This window comes from Nocardia arseniciresistens (assembly GCF_046764875.1).
Lineage (GTDB): Bacteria > Actinomycetota > Actinomycetes > Mycobacteriales > Mycobacteriaceae > Nocardia > Nocardia arseniciresistens.
Genome location: NZ_JBKORD010000020.1, coordinates 61,831 through 81,846, shown reverse-complemented (window position 1 = coordinate 81,846; position 20,016 = coordinate 61,831). Strand labels below are relative to the sequence as shown.

Here is a 20,016-nt window from a genome sequence, read left to right as displayed (position 1 = left end):
GCTTTGATCCGGCGAGCACTGCGGTGACGGCGAACATTGCCCTTTTCACGCGCGATCTGCGGATACACGATAATCCGGGGTTGACCGCCGCGCAGCACGCGGGCGAGCCGGTCATCCCGCTGTTCGTGTTCGATGACGGCGTCCTGGCGCGGTTCGCTACACCGAACCGCGTTCGGTTCCTGCTCGCGGCACTCACCGAATTGGACGCCGAACTACGCGCCCTAGGGTCTGGCCTGGTCCTCCGGCGTGGTGACACGGTGGCGGAGACCGCTCGTATCGCTGAGGAGACCGGTGCTCGCAACGTTCATATCGCCGCCGATGTCAGCGGCTATAGCGTCTGCCGCGCTGATCGGCTGCGTGTAGGGCTCTCGCGGCTCGACTGCGCGCTGCATGTCCACGGCGGCTCGGTGACAGCCATCGATCCGGGGGCCCTGCGGCCATCCGGCGGTGGCGATCATTTCGCCGTTTTCACCCCCTATTTCCGCCGGTGGGTCGATGCGAACCAGCGCACGCCGCTCAGCGCGCCGCGACGACTGACCACGCCGCCGGTGACCGGCATCCCGCTGCCCGAACCGGCCGACCTGTGCCCGGGGCCGAGTTCGCCGCTGCTCGTTGTCGGGGGTTCGGCGACCGGTCGGAAAGCGCTGCACGAGTGGGTTTCCGGGCCGATCGATTACTACGCCGAACGTGCCGACCGGCTGGATTTCGACGCTACCTCTCACCTGTCGCCGTATCTGCATTTCGGTTCCCTATCCACCGTGCAGATACTCGCGGCTGTCGATCCCGCAAGTGAGGGTGGCCGAGCATTCGTACGCCAGTTGGCGTGGCGCGATTTTCATCACCAGGTGCTGGCCGCGCGACCGGACGCGGCCTGGACGGACTACCGCAGCCGGGGGAACAACACCTGGCGCGACGACCCGCAGGCGGTGCGGGCCTGGCAAGCGGGCGAAACCGGCTATCCGGTGGTCGACGCCGGGATGCGCCAGCTACGTGCGCAGGGCTGGATGCCCGGGCGTGCCCGATTGATCGTTGCCAGCTTTCTCAGCAAATCACTGGGCGTGGACTGGCGTATCGGTGCGCGGCACTTCCTGGATTGGCTGGTCGACGCCGACCTGGCCAACAACCAGCTCAACTGGCAGTGGGCGGCGGGCACCGGCACCGACACCCGGCCGAACCGGAAATTGAACCCCTTACGCCAAGCCGACCGCTTCGATCCGGATGGCGCCTACGTGCGCCGGTGGCTGCCCGAACTGGCCGAGCTGCCCGGCAGCGCCATTCACCGGCCGTGGCGCGAGAACATCGGCCACGCCACATACCCGGCGCCGATTGTCGAGTGCGCGGGCATGTGACTGTGGCCGTCAGGGTTCGCTAGCCAGTGGGTGGTGTCAGGACGCCGTCGATCAGGTAGACGGTGGCGTTCGCGGTTTCGACACCGCCGCAGCGCACTGTCGTCATACCTGGGCCTGACCACATTTCGGCTCGGGCTCGGCACGCTGATCTGTGTGGGGTGCTACCTGGCACCGCTGCTGGCGGTCGTCGGCCCGGCCTCGGGCGGGGTGGCGCTGCTGAGACCGAAGCCGCCTTCGCCCGCTGCTCCGAACAAGACCGCGGCTCGCCCCAACCGCGGACCATTCGGCGCCGAAACCAAACCGGGGACGGTGGCAGCGCGAATCTCCTGGGACGCCCGACACTAGCGAAGCATTCCGCAGCGTCATTCCGACTGTGGTTGACAACATGTACATGAGAGGGCCCCGACCTTGAGAACACGGCGATCGACAAAGACGACAACGCTGCGCTGGGTGCTTGCCAGCGCGCTGGCCGTTGCCAGCCTGGTTGGCGCGGTAACCACCGCGACCGCCGCTCCCGGGACCGCCGGTGTTGTCTCGGCAGCGGAAGTGAACGACCGGCAACTGAATGTCATGGTGTTCTCTCCTGCTATGAACAAGCCGATCCCGGTGCAAGTCATCCGCGCCGCGGACACTGCGAAGCCACGACCCACGATGTACTTGCTCAACGGCTCTGGAGGTGGACCGAATCAGAGCGGGTGGGACGCTCAGACCGACGTCGTGAGTTTCTTGCGCAGCAAGGACGTCAACGTCGTGACCCCGTTCGGTGGCAGCAACTCCTACTACACCGACTGGGTCCGCGACGACGCCGTCCTGGGCCACAACAAGTGGCAAACCTTCATCAACGAGGAGTTGCCGCCGGTAATCGAGGAGTTCTTGGGAGCCAACGGGAACCGGACGCTGGTGGGTGTGTCGATGAGTGGCACCTCGGTACTGAATCTCGCGATCGCGAAGCCCGGTTTCTGGAAGAGTGTGGCGTCCTACAGCGGTTGCGCGCAGACATCGGACCCCATCGGGCAGGAGTTCGTCCGACTCACGGTGGAGAACTGGGGCGGTGGGCAAAGCGTCGAGAATATGTGGGGCCCACGCAACGGACCGCTGTGGCGGGCCAACGATCCACTGGTCAATGCGGATCGGCTGCGCGGGACCGCGGTCTATTTGAGTTCAGGTAGTGGCATTCCGGCGGCACCGCATGACACTCCGACCGATCCGCGGGTGCAGGATGGTCGGATTCCGCTGCCGGTGCAGATCGTGTTCGGCGGGCCGATCGAAGCGGCTATCCACTTCTGCACGGTGAACCTGACCAACCGGCTGCGCGAACTGAATATCCCGGTGACGATGGATGATCGGCCGGTCGGCACACATTCGTGGGGTTACTGGGAGGATGACCTGAAGCGCTCCTGGCCATTCCTGGCTCAGTCGATCGGCAGTCAGAGCTGATCAACGGGTCACCGCAATCGATCCTCGCTGTGGTGACCGCGAAAATCGGCCGTGTCCAACAGTTCTCGCGGCCCGGACCGATATCCCAAGTATGTCGATATCAATACCTCAGGAGTACTCGATGCAGGGCACTGTGAAATGGTTCGATGCCACCAAGCGCTTCGGCTTCATCGCCGCCGCCGACGGCAGCGCTGATCTACTCGTCGAAAGCGAGCACATCCTCGACCAGTACCGAAATTCGATCAGCGAAAGCTGCAAGGTCGATTTCGAGGTGTTCGTCAGCATGAAAGGTCCACAGGCACATAAGGTGCGCCCCACCGAGATTCGATTCCAGACACCGCGGGCAACCACCGCGGACATCGCACGGTGTGGGTAGCGCGCCGGGCGGTCCAGTGCAGACGTGCTTTGCCCAGGTAACAGTCGCTCATCCGATCACCAACCGCATCTGCCGGTGATGGTGCCTTCCCGAGGGCGGCGATCCCGACGATCGAATCGGCGCCGCCTACACCACGTGAGAGGTCTTTCGCGGTCATCGTGCTCGTGACCGTTCGGCTCAACCCTTGTCTGCGATCTCTGAAATGCGCAGTAGCGGCCGTGTCCACGCAGCGGCGGCCAACTGCGGGCGGACTCTGTGACGCAACGTTGCAGCCGCACTCGGCAGTGCCGGCGGCTGTAGTTTCACCGGGTTTGTTCTCCGACCGATCCGTGGATCAGGGCGGTGCGAAGTCCATTGTGTCCAAATCAAGTGCGACCTGGAAAGGTCGCTCTCTCACGGAGGTAGTGAACCACGATGGCGATCATGCAGCGTTCGGTAGCGGCGATGGTCTTGGCGGCCGCAGTGGCAGGTGTAGCTGCATGCTCGGATGGCAAGTCCGATTCCAGCAGCAAGTCGGCCCCGTCGAGTTCGACGCCGGCTGGACCGACTACGGCGATGGCAGCCGGGGCGAACCTGGTGGGTGCCGGGTGTCAGGCCTAAGCACAGCAGGTACCCACTGGCGCGGGGTCGGTCTCCGGGATGGCCAAGGATCCGGTCGCGGTCGCTGCTTCGAACAACCCGATGCTCCAAACCCTGGTGTCGGGACAGCAAACGCCACTGTCTACATGATCGACACCGTGTTGATGCCGCCGGCCTGACACCCGACTTGCGTCATGGCCGCCATTGCCTCGCACCCCATCAGGAGTCCGGATGGATATGCCCACACCTCGACCTCTGCCCACTCGATCACTCTGGGTGCGGATGTGACGCGCGACAGTGATGCACCGAAGATCAGGATGGTCCTCGACATCGACGATCCGGACAATCCGGTCGGTCAATCTTGTCCGATCACCCGGCCGGGTCACGATGTCCAGCTCACTCGTCGGTTGGTCGGCCTGCTCGCCGAGGTTGGTGGCGGTGACCGTGATGCGTTCACCGAGTTCTATCGGTTGACCAGTCATCGGGTTTACGGATTGGCCGTGCGGATTCTTCGCGGGCACACCGCTGCGGAGGACGTCACCCAGGAGGTGTATCTGCAGGCATGGACGCGGGCCGACAGCTACGACGAGACTTTGTCCAGTCCGATGGGTTGGCTGATGATGCTGACCCACCGGCGGGCAGTCGATCGCGTCCGCAGAGAACAGTCGGCTGCCAACCGCGACATCACTTACGGTCACGTCAATCTGGGCCGTGACCACGACGTGGTCGCCGAAGAGGTCCATCAGCGTTTCGACGAACAAGCGGTCGCGCATTGCATGAACACGCTGACACCGCGCCAGCACGAGACGATCGCTCTGGCCTACTACGGCGGCCGCACATACCCCGAAGTCGCCGACCATCTCGGCATTCCCCTACCAACCGTGAAGTCCCGAATCCGCGATGGCCTCAAACGTCTCGCGCTATGTCTGACTGGAAGTGATATCCCATGAGCACTACCGAGCGGCCCGAACCGGACCTGCTCGCGCTCGCATACCCCTACGCGCTGGACGCCATTACCGACAACGAGCGGCAACGCATCGAACATCAGCGCGAAATGGCAGATCGGGTAACCGCTACCGAATTCGACCTCACAGTCGCCGGCGTCCACGAAACGCTGGCCGCGCTCACCGTCGTGGACTCGGTCCGACCTCCCGCAGCTCTGGAGGACCGATTGATGCGAGCTCTGGCTGGAACGGTGACAGCCATCGACGGGCACCGGTCGCCACCAGCCCATGTGCTGCGACGGCAGTCGATTTCGCGGCTGCATTGGCTGGCCGCCGCCGTGGCGGTGGTGATCGCGATCGCTGTAGGCACTGTGGCGATCACATCTCGTCACATCGATTCTCCTGGCGGCGAGTCGATCACCGCGCACATGATCGAACAGCAACCCGACATGCGCACTCGCACAACCCGGATGGCCACCGGTGGCTTGCTGGAGGTCAGCAGTTCGGCGTCGCTGTCGGCCGCCGCGGTTACCTTCCGAGAAGTCCCCGACCCGGTTATAGGACGGTCGTACCAGATATGGTTGGTCCCCATCGGCGGCACACCGCACTCTGCCGCGGTCCTCGACGCACCGCCCGGCCAGCCGCTCGTAACACGTTTCGAAGCCGTGGAGACCCTGGCCGTCACCATCGAACCCGCCGGTGGATCCCCACAGCCCACGAGCACGCCGATCGCCAGCATCAATCTCGGCTGAGTCGCACCGTGCTTCTACGTGCAGAAACCACTATGGCCACACGGCCATCGACCGGCTCGACGTGCCACGCGTCCGTTCGACTGGTGAAGGCCACCCACATGCAGGCGCAGCAAGACGAATCGGCTTCGGGCGTCGTCTCAACCGAGCGCGGTCAACAGCGCGTTGAGAGTCTTCGTCTCGGTTGCGGTGTCGGGTGTGCCGACCCGCACCGCCTTCAGGGTGCTGTCGATCTGCCCGTCGAGCGCCTGCCACGCGTTTTGGTCCAGGGGGCGCAGGGCCGCCTCGTCGGCGTCCCACACGGTTTCGAGGTCCTTGATCCGGGCTTTCGCGCCGGCCTGGTCGCCAGCTTGTACCTTCGCGAGCGTGTCCTCGGCGATGGTACGGAACTTCGCTATCTCTCCTTGCGGGAAATGCGTCGTCGCGTCGCCCGAGGAGAACGAGGTGGTCACGGCCGCCCCTGTGGTGTCGTCTTCGGTCGCTGTTGCGTGTGGCTGCGCGGCGGCCCATACGAGTAGAGCGGCCGCGGCGACAGCGACTGCGGCGTAGTAGGTGACCATGACCCGCTCGCGAGCCGGACGCACGGTCGCGGTCGGTTGGTGGGTCGGTTCGGATTCTGTGATGACATCGCTGCGGGTGCGGGTCAGGTATACGACCGATGCAAGGATCGCGGCGAGGAAGATCACGCTGGTGGCGGCAGTACCCAATCCGAGTCCGTGATCGGTCGACGGGGACACGAACCAGTCGCCGAGGTTCGCACCCAGCGGACGGGTCAGAATATAGGCGAGCCAGAACGACAACACCGCGTTCGCGCCAAGCCGCCAGCCGATCACGATCGCGACGATCAACCCGACCGGCAGGAGCACCGAAATACCCGGACCCCAGCCGGTGAGCTCCAGTGTCCAGTCACCAGCCGCTGTCCCCAGGGCGAAGGTGACCAGGACTGCGAGCCAATAGAACAGCTCTCTGGGCAATGTGACGATGCTGTGGATCGACAGTGTCCGCTCTCGCGCGAACCACACTCCGAAGACAACGACCAGGATCGCTACGAAGACGCCGGTGCTCAGTGCGAGCGGAACCCCCACGCTGTCGGTGAGGATGTCGGTGTAGAGGGTGCCGGTCACGCTCAGCACGACGACCGAAAGCCAGTAGACGAACGGTACGTAGCGGTCGAGACGCAACTGCCACCCCAGAACGGCGGCGAGCACGACCGTGAAGAGGAGAGCGGTCAGGCTCAGACCGACACCCACTGTCAGGTTGATCCAGTCGGCGAAGCTCTCGCCCACGGTCGTGCACAGGATCTTGATGATCCAGAACCACACCGTGACCTCGGGCACCTTACTCAGCAGAACGCGAGTCTCGACGGTCCCGGATCTCGTTGTTTCGGTCACAGCGCGCGACTGTAACGACAACTCGCTGTGGCGATGCTGAGAGAAATCCGACGCCCGAGCAATATGGTCGGACGCGATGACCTCCGGGTGGTCGGTCAATTCGTCAACCACGAACGAGGCCGCGTGACGTTCGCCCCTTCTACAAGGATTTGACGATCTCGTGTGGCGTCGCGATGAGTTTCGCCCTCCGGTGCAGTCTGATCTCCATGGGCAAACTCATCTATGGCTTCAACGTGTCGGTGGACGGGTACATCGCCGACGCGCAAGGCAACATCGACTGGTCCGATCCGAGCGAAGAGCTCCTCCAGTACTGGAACGACTTCGAGCGGGAGACCGCCCTGTCGTTCTACGGGCGGCGGCTCTACGAACTGATGTCCGCGTACTGGCCGACCGCTGACAACGCTCCGGACGCCACCCCTCTGATCGTCGACTTCGCCCGCATCTGGCGCGACATGCCCAAGGTCGTGTTCTCACGCACCCTGGAGTCGGTCGACTGGAACTCCCGTCTGGAACGCGGCGACCCGGTCGAGGTGGTGACGAAACTGAAAGCCGAAACCGACGGCAGGCTGGAGGTGGCCGGCGCGACGCTGGCCGCACCGATCGTGCAGGCCGGACTGGTGGACGAGTACCGGATCGTGGTCACGCCCACCGCCGTGGGCGGCGGCACCCCGTTCTTCCCGACACTGCCGTCATGGATATCGCTGCGACTGTTGGAGAACCGCACCTTCCCGGGCGGCACGGTCCTGCTGCGCTACGAGGCGAAACACGACTGACACAGCCAGACGCGCCCTGCGGACGCACTACGAGGTACACGACTCGAGCGGCACCCCGCTACTGTGCGACGGCCTGTTCGACATGCGGTCAGGGAATGAGATAGCCGCCGGTGTAGGTCCGGGCGTAGGAGTCGCAGATCGCTTGCCGCACCGACTCTGTGGTCCAGGTGCTTTCGGTGTACTGCTCGCGAATTCGCATGGCACGTTCGTCGATGACACGACGCCGCCAACCCGGGCACTGCGCGGGCAGCGCGCAGGAGATGTGCAGCAGCGTGATCAAGGTGAGCGTGCGGTGGTCGGGGTGATGTGCGTCGAGCAGCACCCGCCGCAGTGGCCGGCGCAGCACGTTTTTGGCGTCGCGGTCGATGGTCGGCCAGGTGGTGGTCGGGATGAATCCGAGCAGGCGGCTGGATTGGCGGGTGACCCGTCGATGCGAACACAACCGGTCCGAAAGCGTGTTGCGCAGGCCTGGTTCGAGTTTGTGGATCGCCTGCTTGGGAGTGAGGTTGCGATGCCGCAGCAATTCGACCGCGTGTGCGAGCAGTGGATCTGCCCGCGGTGGCACCGGCTCGAGGAGGACGAGCCTGCCCGCACGTACGGTGTCACCGGGCCCGGTGACCCGTGCGAAGCGGTTCGGTGCGACCAGGTCGACGAGCAGGGCACCGGCGAGGGCGTGCGACAAACTCTGTTTGTCGACGAGTGGTTCGCCGGTGTCATCGTCGAGAAGTAGCCACAGCAGGTCTTCGGCAAGCAGGGTCATGGCCGATCTCCAGCCCATATCGCCGCCGCGGCGGCCCGCACGATCACGCTCATCGGTCCACCATGGATGTCGACCGCTGTGGGCACGCTGAGAAGCCGTTCAGACCTTGGTCAAGGGCAGATCGATGATGGCGTTCGCGCCGGTGGGGACGTTCTGGTCGATGCGTACTGTGCCGTGGTGTGCGGCAATGATTTCGGCGACGATGGCAAGGCCGAGGCCGGATCCGCCGGTGCCGCGACCGCGATCGTGTTGGGGGCGATAGAAGCGGTCGAAGATGTGTGCGCGGTCGTGTTCGGCGATGCCGGGTCCGTCGTCGGCGATCTCGATGTGGGCATTGCCGTGGGTACAGGTCAGGCGGACTGTGATGGTGGTTGCGGCGTATCGGGTGGCGTTGTCGAGCAAGTTACGCACGGCCCGCGAGATCTGGGCGGGGTCGCCGGTGATGCGGGCGGGTTCGACGATGGTGTCGATGGTGAGTGCGGTGGTCGTGCGATGGCGGGCGACCTCAGTGGCGAGGACATCGTCGAGGTCGACATCGATGCGGCGGTGGGTGAGCGCGTTTTCGTCGGCGCGGGCGAGTAGCAGCAGGTCGTCGATGAGTTGGCGCATGCGCTCGGCCTCGGGGAGCAGGGTGTCGTCGAGCATGGCCGCGTCGAGCACGGTTGGTTGGGCGCGGCCGAGTTCGAGGGCGGCGGTGATGGTAGTGAGCGGGCTACGCAGTTCGTGGGAGGCGTCGCTGATGAAGCGGCGTTGCGCGTTGTGCCCGGCTTCGATGCGGGTCAGCATGTCGTTCATCGTCTGTGCGAGGGCAGCGATTTCGTCGCGCTGCGGTGGAACCGGGACGCGGTCGGTGAGGTCGGCGCTGGTGATAGCGGCGACGCGGGTGCGGATGTTTTCGACCGAACGCAGTGATCGCCCGACCAGAGCGTAGGTGGCCAGTGCGGCGAGCGCGACGATGAACGGAGTGGCCAACGCGACCAGGACGGCGACCAGTTTGATGGTGCGTTCGACTTCTTCCTGATCTGTGGCGACGGCGATGGTGTAGCGACCATCGCGGCCGTCGACGGTCGCCGCGCTGACTCGGCTTTCATCAGCGCCGGTCGTCGTGGGCAGGTCATGGGCGATGGCACCCGGGGCAGGTCGATCACCGGTGATCGGCTGGGGCGGACTGTCGGTGGAACTTTGCACGACCTGGCCGGCCTGATCGATGATCTGCACGATCGAGATCCGATTGTCTGTCGCCAGAGCGCTGCGATCCAACTCTGCCGCCGTTAGGAGGGTGAGTTGGCTGCTGACCTGGCGAATCCGTTCGGCGGCGGCGTCATCGGAAGCAGTGATCAAGGACCGATACAGCACATAGGTCAGCGACAGGGTCGCGATCGCCAGTGCCGCGGTGATAACGACCGCGACGACGAGCGCCGACCGAATCCGCAAACCCCATCGGGTGGGACGGACCAATCGTGTTGCGGCATCGACGAACCCGCGCTCGACCGACCGTCGGGCGGGTTTCGCGGTGATCATGATGTCGGCACCACCTCCGGGGCTTCGATTGCGGGCGCGCGGTGCAACCAGGACCGCAAGTAGGGGTGCACGACCGCGCCGATCAGCACGATCGAACAGCCGAGCAGTCCGCCGCCGATCACGTCGGTGAGCCAATGCACGCCTAGATACAGGCGGACCACCGCCACGACGGCCACGACGAGCACCACCAGCAGGGTAGCGGCGATGGCGCGCAAAATCCTCGGTCGCGCACCGAGATACACCAGCAGTACCGCCCCGGCGAGTGCGGCGGTCCCGGTCACGTGACCGGACGGATAGGAGAAGTCGGTCTCGGTCATCAGTTGCACCGCCCCAGGTGGGCGCGTCCGTCCGACCACGACCTTGCTGATCGTGCTCGCTGTCGAGGCAACCGCGACCACGCCGAGGATCAGGACCATCGGCACCATGCTGCGCAACCGCCAGGCAAGAAAACTCGCGAATAGCAGACTGATCACCGCGAGACCCGCCGGATCTCCGGCTGTGGTGATGGCTCGCGCGATCATCGTCCAGCCCGAGGACCGATGGCCGGTGAACCAGTGCAATGTAGAGGTGTCGGCACCGATCAACCAGCCCGATGCCGACACCTGCACACTCAACTCGACGAACATCACGATCACCGCCACTGCCCGCGCCGCCCGCCGCACGGTGGACTGTGCCAGGTCATCGGTCGGCCGGAGTCGATCGCTGAGCAACGACGCCACGATCACCGCGACACTCACCACCCCGATCCACACCGCGATTTCCGCGGTCGCGGCCTCGGTGGAGACCTCGCTGACGGTGGGAGCGATCAGATCGACAATGGTGGACACTGTCTCAGTCTGGGTGCGCGGTGCTGTGGAAACGCTGAGAGCCCGATCCCTCGCGTACCTCATTGGGCTGTAATGAACCAGCTGACTACTGGAGGAAAGGATGGTGACGGTGCGGGTACTCGTGGTCGACGACGAGGTCCGGTTGGCCGAGACCCTGCGCCGTGGGCTCACGACGGCAGGCTTCGTCGTCGAGGTGGCCCACGACGGATTCGACGGACTGGAACTCGCCGCGACCGGCGACTTCGATGTGCTCGTGCTCGATATCATGCTGCCGGGCAAACACGGCTACCAGATCGTGCGGGAACTGCGCCAACGCCAAGTATGGACACCCGTGCTGATGCTCTCGGCCAAGAACGGCGAATACGACCAGGCCGACGCCTTCGACCTCGGCGCCGACGACTACCTGACCAAACCCTTCTCCTTCGTGATCCTCATCGCCCGATTGCGGGCCCTTGTCCGGCGCGGCGCACCGGAAAGACCGGCGATCCTCACTGCGGGCAGCCTGTCGGTAGATCCGGCACGACGAACCGTGACTCGTTCCGGCCACGACATCTCGCTGACCCCACGCGAATACGGCGTCCTGGAATACCTGGTCCGCCACAAGGGTGACGTCGTCACCAAAAGCGACATCCTGCGCGGAGTGTGGGACATCAACTATGAAGGTTCCGACAACGTGGTCGAGGTCTACGTCGGGTACCTGCGCCGCAAGATCGACACCCCATTCGGCCTGGCCAGCATCGAAACCATTCGCGGTGTCGGATACCGCCTACTCGACACGTGACCCACCCGCGCCGGTCGCACCCGTTCGCCACCGGCACGTTCTCAGCCGAGGCCGTTTCGGCGAAAGTGTGCCGCACAGCACGTTCTCAGCGTGTTCTCAGCGACGCTTCGACAGACTTTGCGTCCACGAGTGTCGGTACCGGAGAAAGAGAGCATCGGTGGTCAAGCGCGCGGCTCGGGTTCTGTTCGTCGACTACAAGCTCCCGCAAGTCACGGTCTTGTTTTGGGTGCTCAAGATCGCCGCGACCACGCTCGGGGAAACCGGCGGGGATCTGCTGGCGCAAACTCTGAAGCTCGGCTACGCCCAGGCGTCGCTGTTGTTCCTTGCCATCTTCGCGATCAGCTTGCTGGCACAGTTACGGGCACGCCGGTTCCACCCCGCTCTCTACTGGACAGTGATAGCCGCGACCAGCACGGCAGGCACGACCATGTCCGACCTGATCAACCGCGGACCGGGTTCAGACACCTCCACCGACGGCGGCCTCGGGTACGGCGGCGGCGCGATCATCCTCATCTCCGGGCTGGCCATCGTCTTCCTGATCTGGAAGTACAGCGGACAGACCTTCAACGTCGAAAACATCACCACCGTCCGCGGTGAACTGCTGTACTGGGCCGCGATCTTGCTGTCCAACACTCTGGGCACCTCACTCGGTGACTATCTGTCCGACAGCTCCGGGCTGGGCTACTGGGGCAGTGCAGCGCTCGTCGCCGCGATCATGGCACTGATCCTGGCCGCCCACTACTTCACCAAAGCCTCTGGCGTACTGCTGTTCTGGATGGCATTCGTACTCACCCGTCCACTCGGGGCGACCATGGGCGACTGGCTTTCCAAACCCCACACCAGTGGCGGGCTCGCCTTCGGCACGTACGGCACCTCCGCGGCGCTGCTGGCGATCCTGATCGTAGGCATCGCCTACTGCTACCGAAAAGCGAGCCGTGTGCCCGAGCCGACCGAGCTCAAATCCGCGAACGACACTGACGCAATAACCGAGGTTTTGGGTACGAGGCCGTAGGTTATCGGCTCCGGGCTCGTCGTCGGTAATGCTGGGACCGAGCCCGGTGTCGGTGTTGCCATTCAGTCCTGCGAATAGCGGGCGATGTCGATCCGTCGAGGTACATGATCGCGGGCGGCCCTGTTGGTCCCGTTCAGTCCACGAGGGACGGGAGAACCAGGTCGCGGTAGCGTTGCTTCATCGTCTCGATCACGTCGTGGCCGTCGCTGGACCATATTGCCGCATTGAAGATTTCGACTTCGACGTCACCGCGGTAACCGGCGTTGCGAACCCACTCGCCGATAGTCGCGAAGTCGATGATGCCGTCGCCCATCATGCCCCGGGACAGCAGCGGATCGGCGGTCATCGGGTTCAACCAGTCACATACCTGATACGAGCTGATCCGCCCGGACGCACCGGCCAGCGCGATCCCTTCTTCCAGGGTCGGATCCCACCAGATATGGAAGGTGTCGACCACGACACCCACGGTCTCCGCCGGATACGGCTGCGCCATGGACAATGCCTGTGCCAATGTGGAAATCACCGCGCGGTCGGCACAGAACATCGGGTGCAGCGGCTCGAGAGCAAGGCGGATACCACGCTCGGCCGCATACGGGACCAGCAGGGCGAGCCGCTCCTCCACCCGCGCCCGCGTGGCGGCGAGGTTCCGGTCCGGCATACCGCCCACCACCATCACCAGTTCCCGGGTGGCCAGCGTCGCCGCGTCGTCGATGGCACGGCGGTTGTCGTCGAGTGCCCCCTGCCCGTCGCCCGGTTCGGTCAAGAATCCGCCGCGGCACAGACTGGAGACGCGCAACCCCGCATCGGCGACGATCTTCGCCGCGGTGGCGGCACCGACCTCGTCGACCCGATCGCGCCACAGGCCCACCGCGCCGAGCCCCGCGCGGGCTGCGCCATCTACCGCCTCGGCGAGCGTCCACATTTTGGTCGTCGCCGTATTCAGCGACAGCGACCGGTACGGATCGGCGAGATCGAATGGCGTCTGCTGTGCCGCAATCGAAGTCATGAGCTCAATCCGTTCAGTTCGAGGTAGACCCGCATGCGATGCGCGGCGAGTTCCGGATCCGATAGCAGTCCGGCTTTGTCCGCGAGCTGGAACAGTTCGACCATATGCGGCACGGAACGGCCCGTGGACAGGCCCGCGACCATCGAGAAGCCGGGCTGCTTGCCATTGAGCCACGATAGGAAAGCGATACCCGTTTTGTAGTAGTACGTCGGTGCCGCGAAGATATGCCGCCCGAGTTCCTGAGTGGCACTGAGGATCTCCGACGCGCGCGCGACTTTTCCGTTGTCGAGTTCCTGCAGCGCGGTCGACGCGGCGGGATAGATCGCCGCGAAGATGCCGAGCAGGGCATCCGAATGGCCTTGTGCATCACCGATGATCAACTCGGGATAGTTGAAATCGTCGCCCGTATACAGCCGTACCTTGTCGGGCAATGCGCGTCGCAGTGCGACCTCGTGCGCCGCGTCGAGCAGTGAGACCTTGACCCCGTCGACCTTCGATCTGTTGTTCTCGATGAGCGTGCGGAATGTCCCGGTGGCGGTCTCGATATCGGCGCTGCCCCAATAGCCTTGCAGCGCAGGGTCGAACATGGTGCCGAGCCAGTGCAGGATCACCGGTCGATCGACACCGGCGAGCAACTTCTCGTAGACGTGCATATAGTCGGCGGCCGAGTGCGCGACCCGCACGAGTGCGCGCGAGGCCATCAGGATCACCTGTGCTCCGGCCTCGGTCACCACGTCGATCTGCTCGCGATACGCATCGATGATCCTGGCGAGTCCGGCCGATCCGGAGGGGAGTCCGGCGAGGTCGAGTTGATCGGTTCCGGCCCCGCAGGCGAGCCTGCCACCGACCGATGCCGCCTCGGCGCCGGATCGCCGGATCAATTCCGCGCTCGCCTGCCAGTCGAGGCCCATTCCGCGCTGTGCGGTGTCCATGGCATCGGCGACACCGAGCCCGTAGGACCACAATTCGTGTCGGTATGCCAGGGTCGCGTCCCAGTCGACTGCCGCGGGCGCACCCGGCGTGTTGTCCGCCGACGCTCGCGGAATCACGTGTGCGGCAGCGAAAGCTACGCGTGAGGTGATCGGCCGTGTCGGTCGCGTCCACGCGCCGGGGGTACCGAGGATGTACGGTTCGAGTCGGCCATCGACGGGCAGCATGACCGACAGGCCGGTGGATGTCGCGGTCACAGCGTGACCTCCGGAATCTCGATCCGACGGCCCTCGGCGGAGCTGCGCAGTCCGAGTTCGGCCAGTTGAACACCGCGCGCGGCGGAGAGCAGCCCGTAGCGGTGCGGCCGTTCGTTCACCACGTCGGTGAGGAACTCCTCCCACTGCAACTTGAATCCGTTGTCCAAATCCGCGTTCGCGGGCACTTCCAGCCATTGATCGCGGAACGGCTCGGTGACCGGGAGATCCGGATTCCAGACCGGCTTGGGCGTATGCGCGCGTTGCTGCGCGACGCATTTGCGCAGTCCGGCGACGGCGGAGCCGTGCGTTCCGTCGATCTGGAACTCGACGAGCTCATCGCGGTACACGCGCACTGCCCATGACGAGTTGATCTGCGCGACAACCCCGTTCTCCATCTCGAAGATCCCGTAGGCGGCATCGTCGGCGGTTGCCGGGTATGGCTTGCCCTGTTCGTCCCATCGGGTCGGGATATGAGTCGTTGCCTTCGCGGTGACCGTTTCGACCTTGCCGAGCAGCCCCTCGAGCACGTAGTTCCAGTGACAGAACATGTCCACCACGATGCCGCCGCCGTCCTCGGCCCGATAGTTCCAGCTGGGTCGCTGCGCGGGTTGGCTGTCGCCTTCGAATACCCAGTAACCGAATTCACCACGCAGCGAAAGGATCCGGCCGAAGAAGCCTTCGTCGACGAGCCTGCGCAACTTCACGAGGCCGGGCAGATAGAGCTTGTCGTGCACGACGCCCGCGGTGACGCCGGAGTTCGCGGCCACCCTGGCGAGTTCGACGGCCTCGGCCAGCGTTTCGGCGGTCGGCTTCTCGGTGAAGACGTGCTTGCCCGCCTTCATCGCAGCGGCGAGTGCCTCGGCGCGCCGTGAGGTGACCTGCGCATCGAAGTAGATATCGATCGACGGGTCGGCGATGACGGCGGCGGCATCGGTGCTCCATTCGGCGATGTCGTGCTGTGCGGCGAGTTCGGCGAGTTTGGCGGGATTGCGGCCCACCAGGATCGGCTCCACCTGGACGCGGGTGCCGTCCTGAAGTAGCAGCCCACCGGCGTCGCGGATCGGCAGGATCGATCGCATCAGGTGCTGGCGGTAGCCCATGCGACCGGTGACCCCGTTCATGGCGATGCGGAGCGTGCGCGGGGGAGTGGAATCGGGCATTGGTATGTGCCTCTTCTGATTTGCGTGGCTGACGACCGCAGAATGGGTCGTGGACGGTGCGGATGGACCCGCACAGGTCGAGTGGACAAGTCAGCGTCGGAATGCGCTTTCCAAGCTATGCTAGTCCCGATGTCCGGTCAACCCCCACGCGTAGAGAACGAGGCACGAGGCCATGGCGGCTGTGAGATTGCAAGACGTCGCGATCCGGGCGGGCGTCTCCCAGGCGACCGCGTCCCGCGTTCTCAACGGATCGTCGCGGGTCCCGGGCGAAGGCGTCGCCGACCGAGTTCGCGCAGCCGCCGCCGAATTGGGCTATGTGGCAAATGCTCAGGCCCAGGCACTGGCGCGGTCTTCGACCGGGCTCATCGGACTCATCGTGCACGATATCGCCGACCCCTACTTCTCCTCGATCGCGCAGGGCGTCCAGGCGGCGGCGCGCAGGGCGGGCAAACTCGTACTGCTGGCCAGTACGCAACGCGATTTCGATATCGAACGCGAATCCGTGAGCACCTTCATCTCCCACCGCGCCGACGCGATCATCCTGGCGGGCTCACGCCAGAGCGGGGATCTCGACCGCGACCTCGAGAAGGAATGCGCGCGGTATCTGGACAACGGCGGCACGGTGGTCGTGATCGGACAGCCGCTGTCCTTCGGTGCTGCCGTAGAGCCCGAAAACTACGCGGCATCAGCGCAATTGGCGCATGCCCTACTCGGGCAGGGCCACCGCGATTTCGCCGTGATCGGGGGGCCGGGCAATATCAGGACCGCCGTCGACCGGCGCAACGGCTTCGTTGAAGCTCTCGCGACGCACGGCGTGACACCGCTGGTGGAGATCGCGGGGGACTTCTCCCGTGACGGTGGCTTCAGTGCCGCCCGTCGGCTTTCCGCTGCGTTGGATCTGCATCCCGGACAGGTCGACAACGTCCCGCCCTGCGTATTCGCAGTCACCGATGTGATGGCGATCGGGGCGATCGCGGCCTGGCGTCAGCTCGGCCTCGCGGTTCCCGACGACGTCTGTATCGCCGGGTTCGACGATATCCCGACGCTGCGTGACCATGTGCCGGGTCTTTCGACGGTAGCGCTGTCGCTGGTCGATATCGGCGAGCGCGCCGTGCGGCTGGCGCTCGACGACTCGGCCACGGAATCGCGCGCCCACGAATTCGTTCCCGGGCGCGTGATCCTGCGTGACAGCAGCGTATTGCGACGCGTCTGACCTGTGACAATTCCGAACCCTTGACACTGTGGGTCCGATCACACTAGCCTCGACCGCAGCTTCGGAAAGCGCATTCCCAGCGGGTGCAGTTCGAACCCCGCTCCACTACTAGCTTTAGGACTCCAGATGGCGGTAGTCACGTCCGTCGAGGTCAGTTCCTCCGCACCGAAAGCGACCCAACCCGTTCGCACCCGGCGCCGGAAGCTCCCATCCCTCTCCACCATGTGGTCGACCATATGGCGGCCGCTCGCACTGGTGGCGGTGCTGGTCGTCGCATGGTGGGCCGTCACGAAGTTCGAGCTCGTCGAGCCGTACATCCTGCCGTCACCGGCGGATACCTGGCGAACCGCTGCCGACAATTCGACGTACCTGCTCCGGCACAGTTGGGTCACCACCTACGAAACGGTGGTCGGCTTCATCATCGCCGCGCTGATCGGCGAAGCCGTCGCACTGGTGATGATCTACTCACGCGGTATCGAGCGAACGATGTACCCACTCATCCTTTTCGCGCAGGTCATCCCGAAAATCGCGATCGCACCGCTGTTCATCGTTTGGCTCGGATTCGGCACCAGCCCCAAGATCCTCGTCGCCGTACTGATGGCATTCTTCCCGATCGTCATCTCCGGTATGGCCGGGCTGCGCTCTGTGGATCCCGAGATCCTCGAACTCACCTCCACCATGGGCGCGAGCAATTGGAAGACGTTCGTGAAGGTGCGGTTTCCCGCATCGCTGCCACAGTTGATGTCCGGCCTCAAGATCGCCGCCACCCTCGCGGTCACCGGCGCCGTCGTCGGCGAATTCGTCGGTGCCAATGAAGGTCTCGGCTATGTGATCCTGCAAGCCAACGGAAACATCGATACGGCAATGCTGTTCGCCGCCCTGATCATCATGTCCATGCTGGGCATCATCCTGTTCGCGATCATCGAAATCGCCGAGCGGTTCCTCATTCCATGGCACGCCTCCCGTCGATCCACGGCCTCGGTCGTCGGCGGGGCATGAGCATGTCGAACGCACCGTATTCGCGCCACAGCTGGAGAACTCGCATGAAATTCGGAACTCGCACATTCACGATGATCGGCGCCGCCGCGGTGGCATCGGTCCTGGTATTGACCGGCTGCGGGGGCGGGGGCGCCGACAAGAAGGATCCCGGCACCGACGGGAAGACCACCGCAGTGTCACTGATGCTCAACTGGTACCCCTACGGCGAGCACGCGCCGTTCTATTACGGTGTGCAAGAGGGCATTTTCGCCAAGCACGGCATCGACCTGAAGATCTCGGCCGGGCAGGGCTCGACCAAGACCGCGCAGGCCGCCGGTTCGAAGAAGACCGACTTCGGTTGGGCCGATACACCGGCCGTCCTCAGCAATATCGACAAGGGCGTCAAAATCAAGAGCGTCGGCGTCTTCCTCCAGACCACGCCCTCGGCAGTGCAGGTATTCGCCGATTCGAATATCCGGACACCAGCCGATCTCGCGGGCAAGACGATTGCCGTCTCCGCGGGTGACGCACCGACCACGACCTTCCCCGTCTATCTCGCCAAGGCGGGCGTGCCGGCGGATCAGGTAACCCAGCAGAGCCTCGACTCGGCGGGCAAGATGTCGGCGATGCTCTCGGGCCGCGTCGACGGGCTGATCGGCTTCGCGCACGATCAAGGCCCCACTATCGCGAACAAGAGCGGCAAGGAAGTCCGCTACCTGCGGTATTCGGATCAGGGCCTGAACTTCTTCAGTAATGGGCTGATCGCCAACCAAGCCACCATCGAATCCTCGCCCAAGTTGATACAGGCCATGCTGGATGCCACGAGTGAGGCGTTCGCCGCCGCGGTCGCGAAGCCAGAGGCAGCGGTCGCCGCGATGGAAGGCAAAGATCCGCAACTGCCGCCGCAGCAGGTGCTGCTCCAGCAGTGGCAGCAGACGATTCCCCTGCTCAGCACGCCGGAAACCGCGGGTAAGGCGCCGGGAACCAATTCCGAAGCGAACTGGCGCGCCACCATTGATGTCCTCAGCAGCGCGGGGCTCCTAGACAAAGCCGAGGAGCCGGCCAAGTACTGGGCCTCGCAATTCACGCCGACCAGCAAGCCGTGAGTGGAGCAGCTGACAATATGAGTACACCGACCAAGACCATCGCCCGTACCGATACCGCGGTCGCGGTAGACAATCTGACCGTGCGGTTCTCGTCCAAACGGGGTGAGGTCACCGCACTGCAAGACGTCGGATTGCAGGTCAGCAGAGGCGAATTCGTCTCGATCGTCGGTCCGTCCGGCTGCGGCAAGTCGACGTTGCTGAAAGTAGTCGCCGGCCTTACCGACCCGAGCGGGGGAAGCGTCGAACTCGGCGGCGTCCCCGTGCGTGGGCCGCAGCGCAATATCGGCTATGTATTCCAGCGCGCCGCGCTGCTGGAATGGCGGACCGTTCGCAAGAACATTCTGCTGCAAGCCGAGATGCGCGGCATGAACAAGCGGGCCGCCGCGGCCGAATGCGCACGACTCATCGAGATGACCGGGCTCAGCGGATTCGAGAACGCACTTCCGCACGAACTGTCCGGCGGTATGCAGCAGCGGGTTTCGCTGTGCCGGGCGCTGCTGCACGAACCGGAAGTGCTGCTGATGGACGAGCCGTTCGGCGCACTCGACGCGCTCACCAGAGAACGGATGAACGTCGAGCTGCATCGGATCTGGCGGGAGACCGGCACGACGGTACTACTGGTCACCCATTCGGTGGCCGAGGCCGTATATCTCGCCAACCGGGTGGTAGTGATGAGCCCGAGGCCGGGCAGGATCATCGAATTGCTCGACGTCGACTTGCCCGCGCACCGGGACTACGCCACGACAATGGAGACACCGGAATTCATCACGGTCGCCAACCACGTCCGGGACCTACTCGGGTCGGTGGCTCACGCGGACTGATATTCGGTCCCCGCCGTCGAGCCGACTCATCGATAAGGAAGTCAAC

Annotated in this window: 18 protein-coding genes and 2 pseudogenes; 13 read left to right on the top strand and 7 right to left on the bottom strand. The window is 64.6% G+C overall.

The genetic code is table 11. The features are described from left to right. The first annotated feature begins 23 nt into the window (after positions 1 to 23). The 6 genes and pseudogenes from ACLMAJ_RS31630 (at position 24) to ACLMAJ_RS31610 (ending at position 5,437) form a co-directional block, all read left to right on the top strand. Positions 24 to 1,349 (top strand): cryptochrome/photolyase family protein, encoded by a 1,326-nt coding sequence (locus ACLMAJ_RS31630; protein WP_412017534.1) that lies wholly within the window; start codon positions 24 to 26, stop codon positions 1,347 to 1,349. A gap of 408 nt (positions 1,350 to 1,757) precedes the next feature. Continuing rightward, complete coding sequence (locus ACLMAJ_RS31625; RefSeq protein ID WP_412017533.1) at positions 1,758 to 2,786, top strand: alpha/beta hydrolase; 1,029 nt, start codon at positions 1,758 to 1,760, stop codon at positions 2,784 to 2,786. A 121-nt stretch (positions 2,787 to 2,907) separates the two neighbouring features. Next, positions 2,908 to 3,099, top strand: a pseudogene (locus tag ACLMAJ_RS31620) (cold shock domain-containing protein); the annotation flags it as partial. A gap of 486 nt (positions 3,100 to 3,585) precedes the next feature. After that, positions 3,586 to 3,879: pseudogene (locus tag ACLMAJ_RS38085) on the top strand (fasciclin domain-containing protein); the annotation flags it as partial. Between the two features lie 179 nt (positions 3,880 to 4,058). Next, on the top strand, positions 4,059 to 4,691 hold the full coding sequence (sigK, locus tag ACLMAJ_RS31615; RefSeq protein ID WP_412017608.1) for an ECF RNA polymerase sigma factor SigK: 633 nt from the start codon (positions 4,059 to 4,061) through the stop codon (positions 4,689 to 4,691). After that, on the top strand, positions 4,688 to 5,437 hold the full coding sequence (locus tag ACLMAJ_RS31610) for an anti-sigma factor (RefSeq protein WP_412017532.1): 750 nt from the start codon (positions 4,688 to 4,690) through the stop codon (positions 5,435 to 5,437). The genes sigK and ACLMAJ_RS31610 overlap by 4 nt, the downstream gene beginning before the upstream one ends. A gap of 137 nt (positions 5,438 to 5,574) precedes the next feature. On the opposite strand, the gene ACLMAJ_RS31605 is transcribed toward ACLMAJ_RS31610, so the two are convergent. Then, positions 5,575 to 6,825 (bottom strand): COG4705 family protein, encoded by a 1,251-nt coding sequence (locus ACLMAJ_RS31605; protein ID WP_412017531.1) that lies wholly within the window; start codon positions 6,823 to 6,825, stop codon positions 5,575 to 5,577. A 206-nt stretch (positions 6,826 to 7,031) separates the two neighbouring features. Here ACLMAJ_RS31605 and ACLMAJ_RS31600 point away from each other — a divergent pair, with 206 nt between their 5' ends. After that, the gene (locus ACLMAJ_RS31600; RefSeq protein WP_412017607.1) at positions 7,032 to 7,598 is read left to right on the top strand and encodes a dihydrofolate reductase family protein; all 567 of its coding nucleotides are present in this window, start codon (positions 7,032 to 7,034) and stop codon (positions 7,596 to 7,598) included. An 88-nt stretch (positions 7,599 to 7,686) separates the two neighbouring features. Here ACLMAJ_RS31600 and ACLMAJ_RS31595 read toward each other — a convergent pair whose 3' ends face one another. The 3 genes from ACLMAJ_RS31595 to ACLMAJ_RS31585 form a co-directional block, all read right to left on the bottom strand. Beyond that, a complete protein-coding gene (locus tag ACLMAJ_RS31595; protein WP_412017530.1) occupies positions 7,687 to 8,358 on the bottom strand; it encodes a GOLPH3/VPS74 family protein in 672 nt (223 codons plus the stop codon). A 99-nt stretch (positions 8,359 to 8,457) separates the two neighbouring features. Then, positions 8,458 to 9,879 carry a sensor histidine kinase gene (locus ACLMAJ_RS31590; protein WP_412017529.1) on the bottom strand — a complete coding sequence of 474 codons (1,422 nt, stop codon included), beginning with the start codon at positions 9,877 to 9,879 and terminating at the stop codon, positions 8,458 to 8,460. Then, positions 9,876 to 10,706: a phosphatase PAP2 family protein gene (locus ACLMAJ_RS31585; protein ID WP_412017528.1), complete on the bottom strand. Its 831-nt coding sequence runs from the start codon at positions 10,704 to 10,706 to the stop codon at positions 9,876 to 9,878. The genes ACLMAJ_RS31590 and ACLMAJ_RS31585 overlap by 4 nt, the downstream gene beginning before the upstream one ends. A 109-nt stretch (positions 10,707 to 10,815) precedes the next feature. Between ACLMAJ_RS31585 and ACLMAJ_RS31580 the strand changes: the two genes are divergently transcribed. Together ACLMAJ_RS31580 and ACLMAJ_RS31575 are read left to right on the top strand one after the other, a co-directional pair. Next, positions 10,816 to 11,487, top strand: a complete 672-nt coding sequence (locus ACLMAJ_RS31580) for a response regulator transcription factor (protein ID WP_412017527.1) — start codon at positions 10,816 to 10,818, stop codon at positions 11,485 to 11,487. Between the two features lie 157 nt (positions 11,488 to 11,644). After that, complete coding sequence (locus tag ACLMAJ_RS31575; protein ID WP_412017526.1) at positions 11,645 to 12,499, top strand: COG4705 family protein; 855 nt, start codon at positions 11,645 to 11,647, stop codon at positions 12,497 to 12,499. Positions 12,500 to 12,632: 133 nt separating this feature from the next. On the opposite strand, the gene ACLMAJ_RS31570 is transcribed toward ACLMAJ_RS31575, so the two are convergent. The 3 genes from ACLMAJ_RS31570 to ACLMAJ_RS31560 are packed head-to-tail and all read right to left on the bottom strand — an operon-like array spanning position 12,633 to position 15,852. Next, a complete protein-coding gene (locus ACLMAJ_RS31570) occupies positions 12,633 to 13,505 on the bottom strand; it encodes a sugar phosphate isomerase/epimerase family protein (RefSeq protein WP_412017525.1) in 873 nt (290 codons plus the stop codon). Next, positions 13,502 to 14,692, bottom strand: coding sequence for a dihydrodipicolinate synthase family protein (locus ACLMAJ_RS31565; RefSeq protein WP_412017524.1), 1,191 nt, complete (start codon positions 14,690 to 14,692; stop codon positions 13,502 to 13,504). The genes ACLMAJ_RS31570 and ACLMAJ_RS31565 overlap by 4 nt, the downstream gene beginning before the upstream one ends. Then, positions 14,689 to 15,852: a Gfo/Idh/MocA family protein gene (locus ACLMAJ_RS31560; RefSeq protein ID WP_412017523.1), complete on the bottom strand. Its 1,164-nt coding sequence runs from the start codon at positions 15,850 to 15,852 to the stop codon at positions 14,689 to 14,691. The genes ACLMAJ_RS31565 and ACLMAJ_RS31560 overlap by 4 nt, the downstream gene beginning before the upstream one ends. A gap of 172 nt (positions 15,853 to 16,024) precedes the next feature. Between ACLMAJ_RS31560 and ACLMAJ_RS31555 the strand changes: the two genes are divergently transcribed. From ACLMAJ_RS31555 to ACLMAJ_RS31540, 4 genes are all read left to right on the top strand, one after another. Then, positions 16,025 to 17,065 carry a LacI family DNA-binding transcriptional regulator gene (locus ACLMAJ_RS31555; RefSeq protein ID WP_412017522.1) on the top strand — a complete coding sequence of 347 codons (1,041 nt, stop codon included), beginning with the start codon at positions 16,025 to 16,027 and terminating at the stop codon, positions 17,063 to 17,065. Between the two features lie 126 nt (positions 17,066 to 17,191). After that, positions 17,192 to 18,064, top strand: a complete 873-nt coding sequence (locus ACLMAJ_RS31550) for an ABC transporter permease (protein ID WP_412017521.1) — start codon at positions 17,192 to 17,194, stop codon at positions 18,062 to 18,064. Between the two features lie 44 nt (positions 18,065 to 18,108). After that, complete coding sequence (locus tag ACLMAJ_RS31545) at positions 18,109 to 19,149, top strand: ABC transporter substrate-binding protein (RefSeq protein WP_412017520.1); 1,041 nt, start codon at positions 18,109 to 18,111, stop codon at positions 19,147 to 19,149. 17 nt (positions 19,150 to 19,166) lie between these two features. After that, positions 19,167 to 19,970, top strand: coding sequence for an ABC transporter ATP-binding protein (locus ACLMAJ_RS31540; protein ID WP_412017519.1), 804 nt, complete (start codon positions 19,167 to 19,169; stop codon positions 19,968 to 19,970). The last annotated feature ends 46 nt before the right edge of the window (positions 19,971 to 20,016 follow it).

Bases quoted from the DNA above. Each gene is read 5' to 3' on its own strand.
- ACLMAJ_RS31595 (WP_412017530.1), bottom strand. From the start codon at position 8,358: ATGACCCTGCTTGCCGAAGACCTGCTGTGGCTACTTCTCGACGATGAC.
- ACLMAJ_RS31560 (WP_412017523.1), bottom strand. From the start codon at position 15,852: ATGCCCGATTCCACTCCCCCGCGCACGCTCCGCATCGCCATGAACGGG.
- ACLMAJ_RS31610 (WP_412017532.1), top strand. From the start codon at position 4,688: ATGAGCACTACCGAGCGGCCCGAACCGGACCTGCTCGCGCTCGCATAC.
- sigK (WP_412017608.1), top strand. From the start codon at position 4,059: ATGGTCCTCGACATCGACGATCCGGACAATCCGGTCGGTCAATCTTGT.
- ACLMAJ_RS31570 (WP_412017525.1), bottom strand. From the start codon at position 13,505: ATGACTTCGATTGCGGCACAGCAGACGCCATTCGATCTCGCCGATCCG.
- ACLMAJ_RS31550 (WP_412017521.1), top strand. From the start codon at position 17,192: ATGGCGGTAGTCACGTCCGTCGAGGTCAGTTCCTCCGCACCGAAAGCG.
- ACLMAJ_RS31540 (WP_412017519.1), top strand. From the start codon at position 19,167: ATGAGTACACCGACCAAGACCATCGCCCGTACCGATACCGCGGTCGCG.
- ACLMAJ_RS31555 (WP_412017522.1), top strand. From the start codon at position 16,025: ATGGCGGCTGTGAGATTGCAAGACGTCGCGATCCGGGCGGGCGTCTCC.
- ACLMAJ_RS31590 (WP_412017529.1), bottom strand. From the start codon at position 9,879: ATGATCACCGCGAAACCCGCCCGACGGTCGGTCGAGCGCGGGTTCGTC.
- ACLMAJ_RS31600 (WP_412017607.1), top strand. From the start codon at position 7,032: ATGGGCAAACTCATCTATGGCTTCAACGTGTCGGTGGACGGGTACATC.
- ACLMAJ_RS31545 (WP_412017520.1), top strand. From the start codon at position 18,109: ATGAAATTCGGAACTCGCACATTCACGATGATCGGCGCCGCCGCGGTG.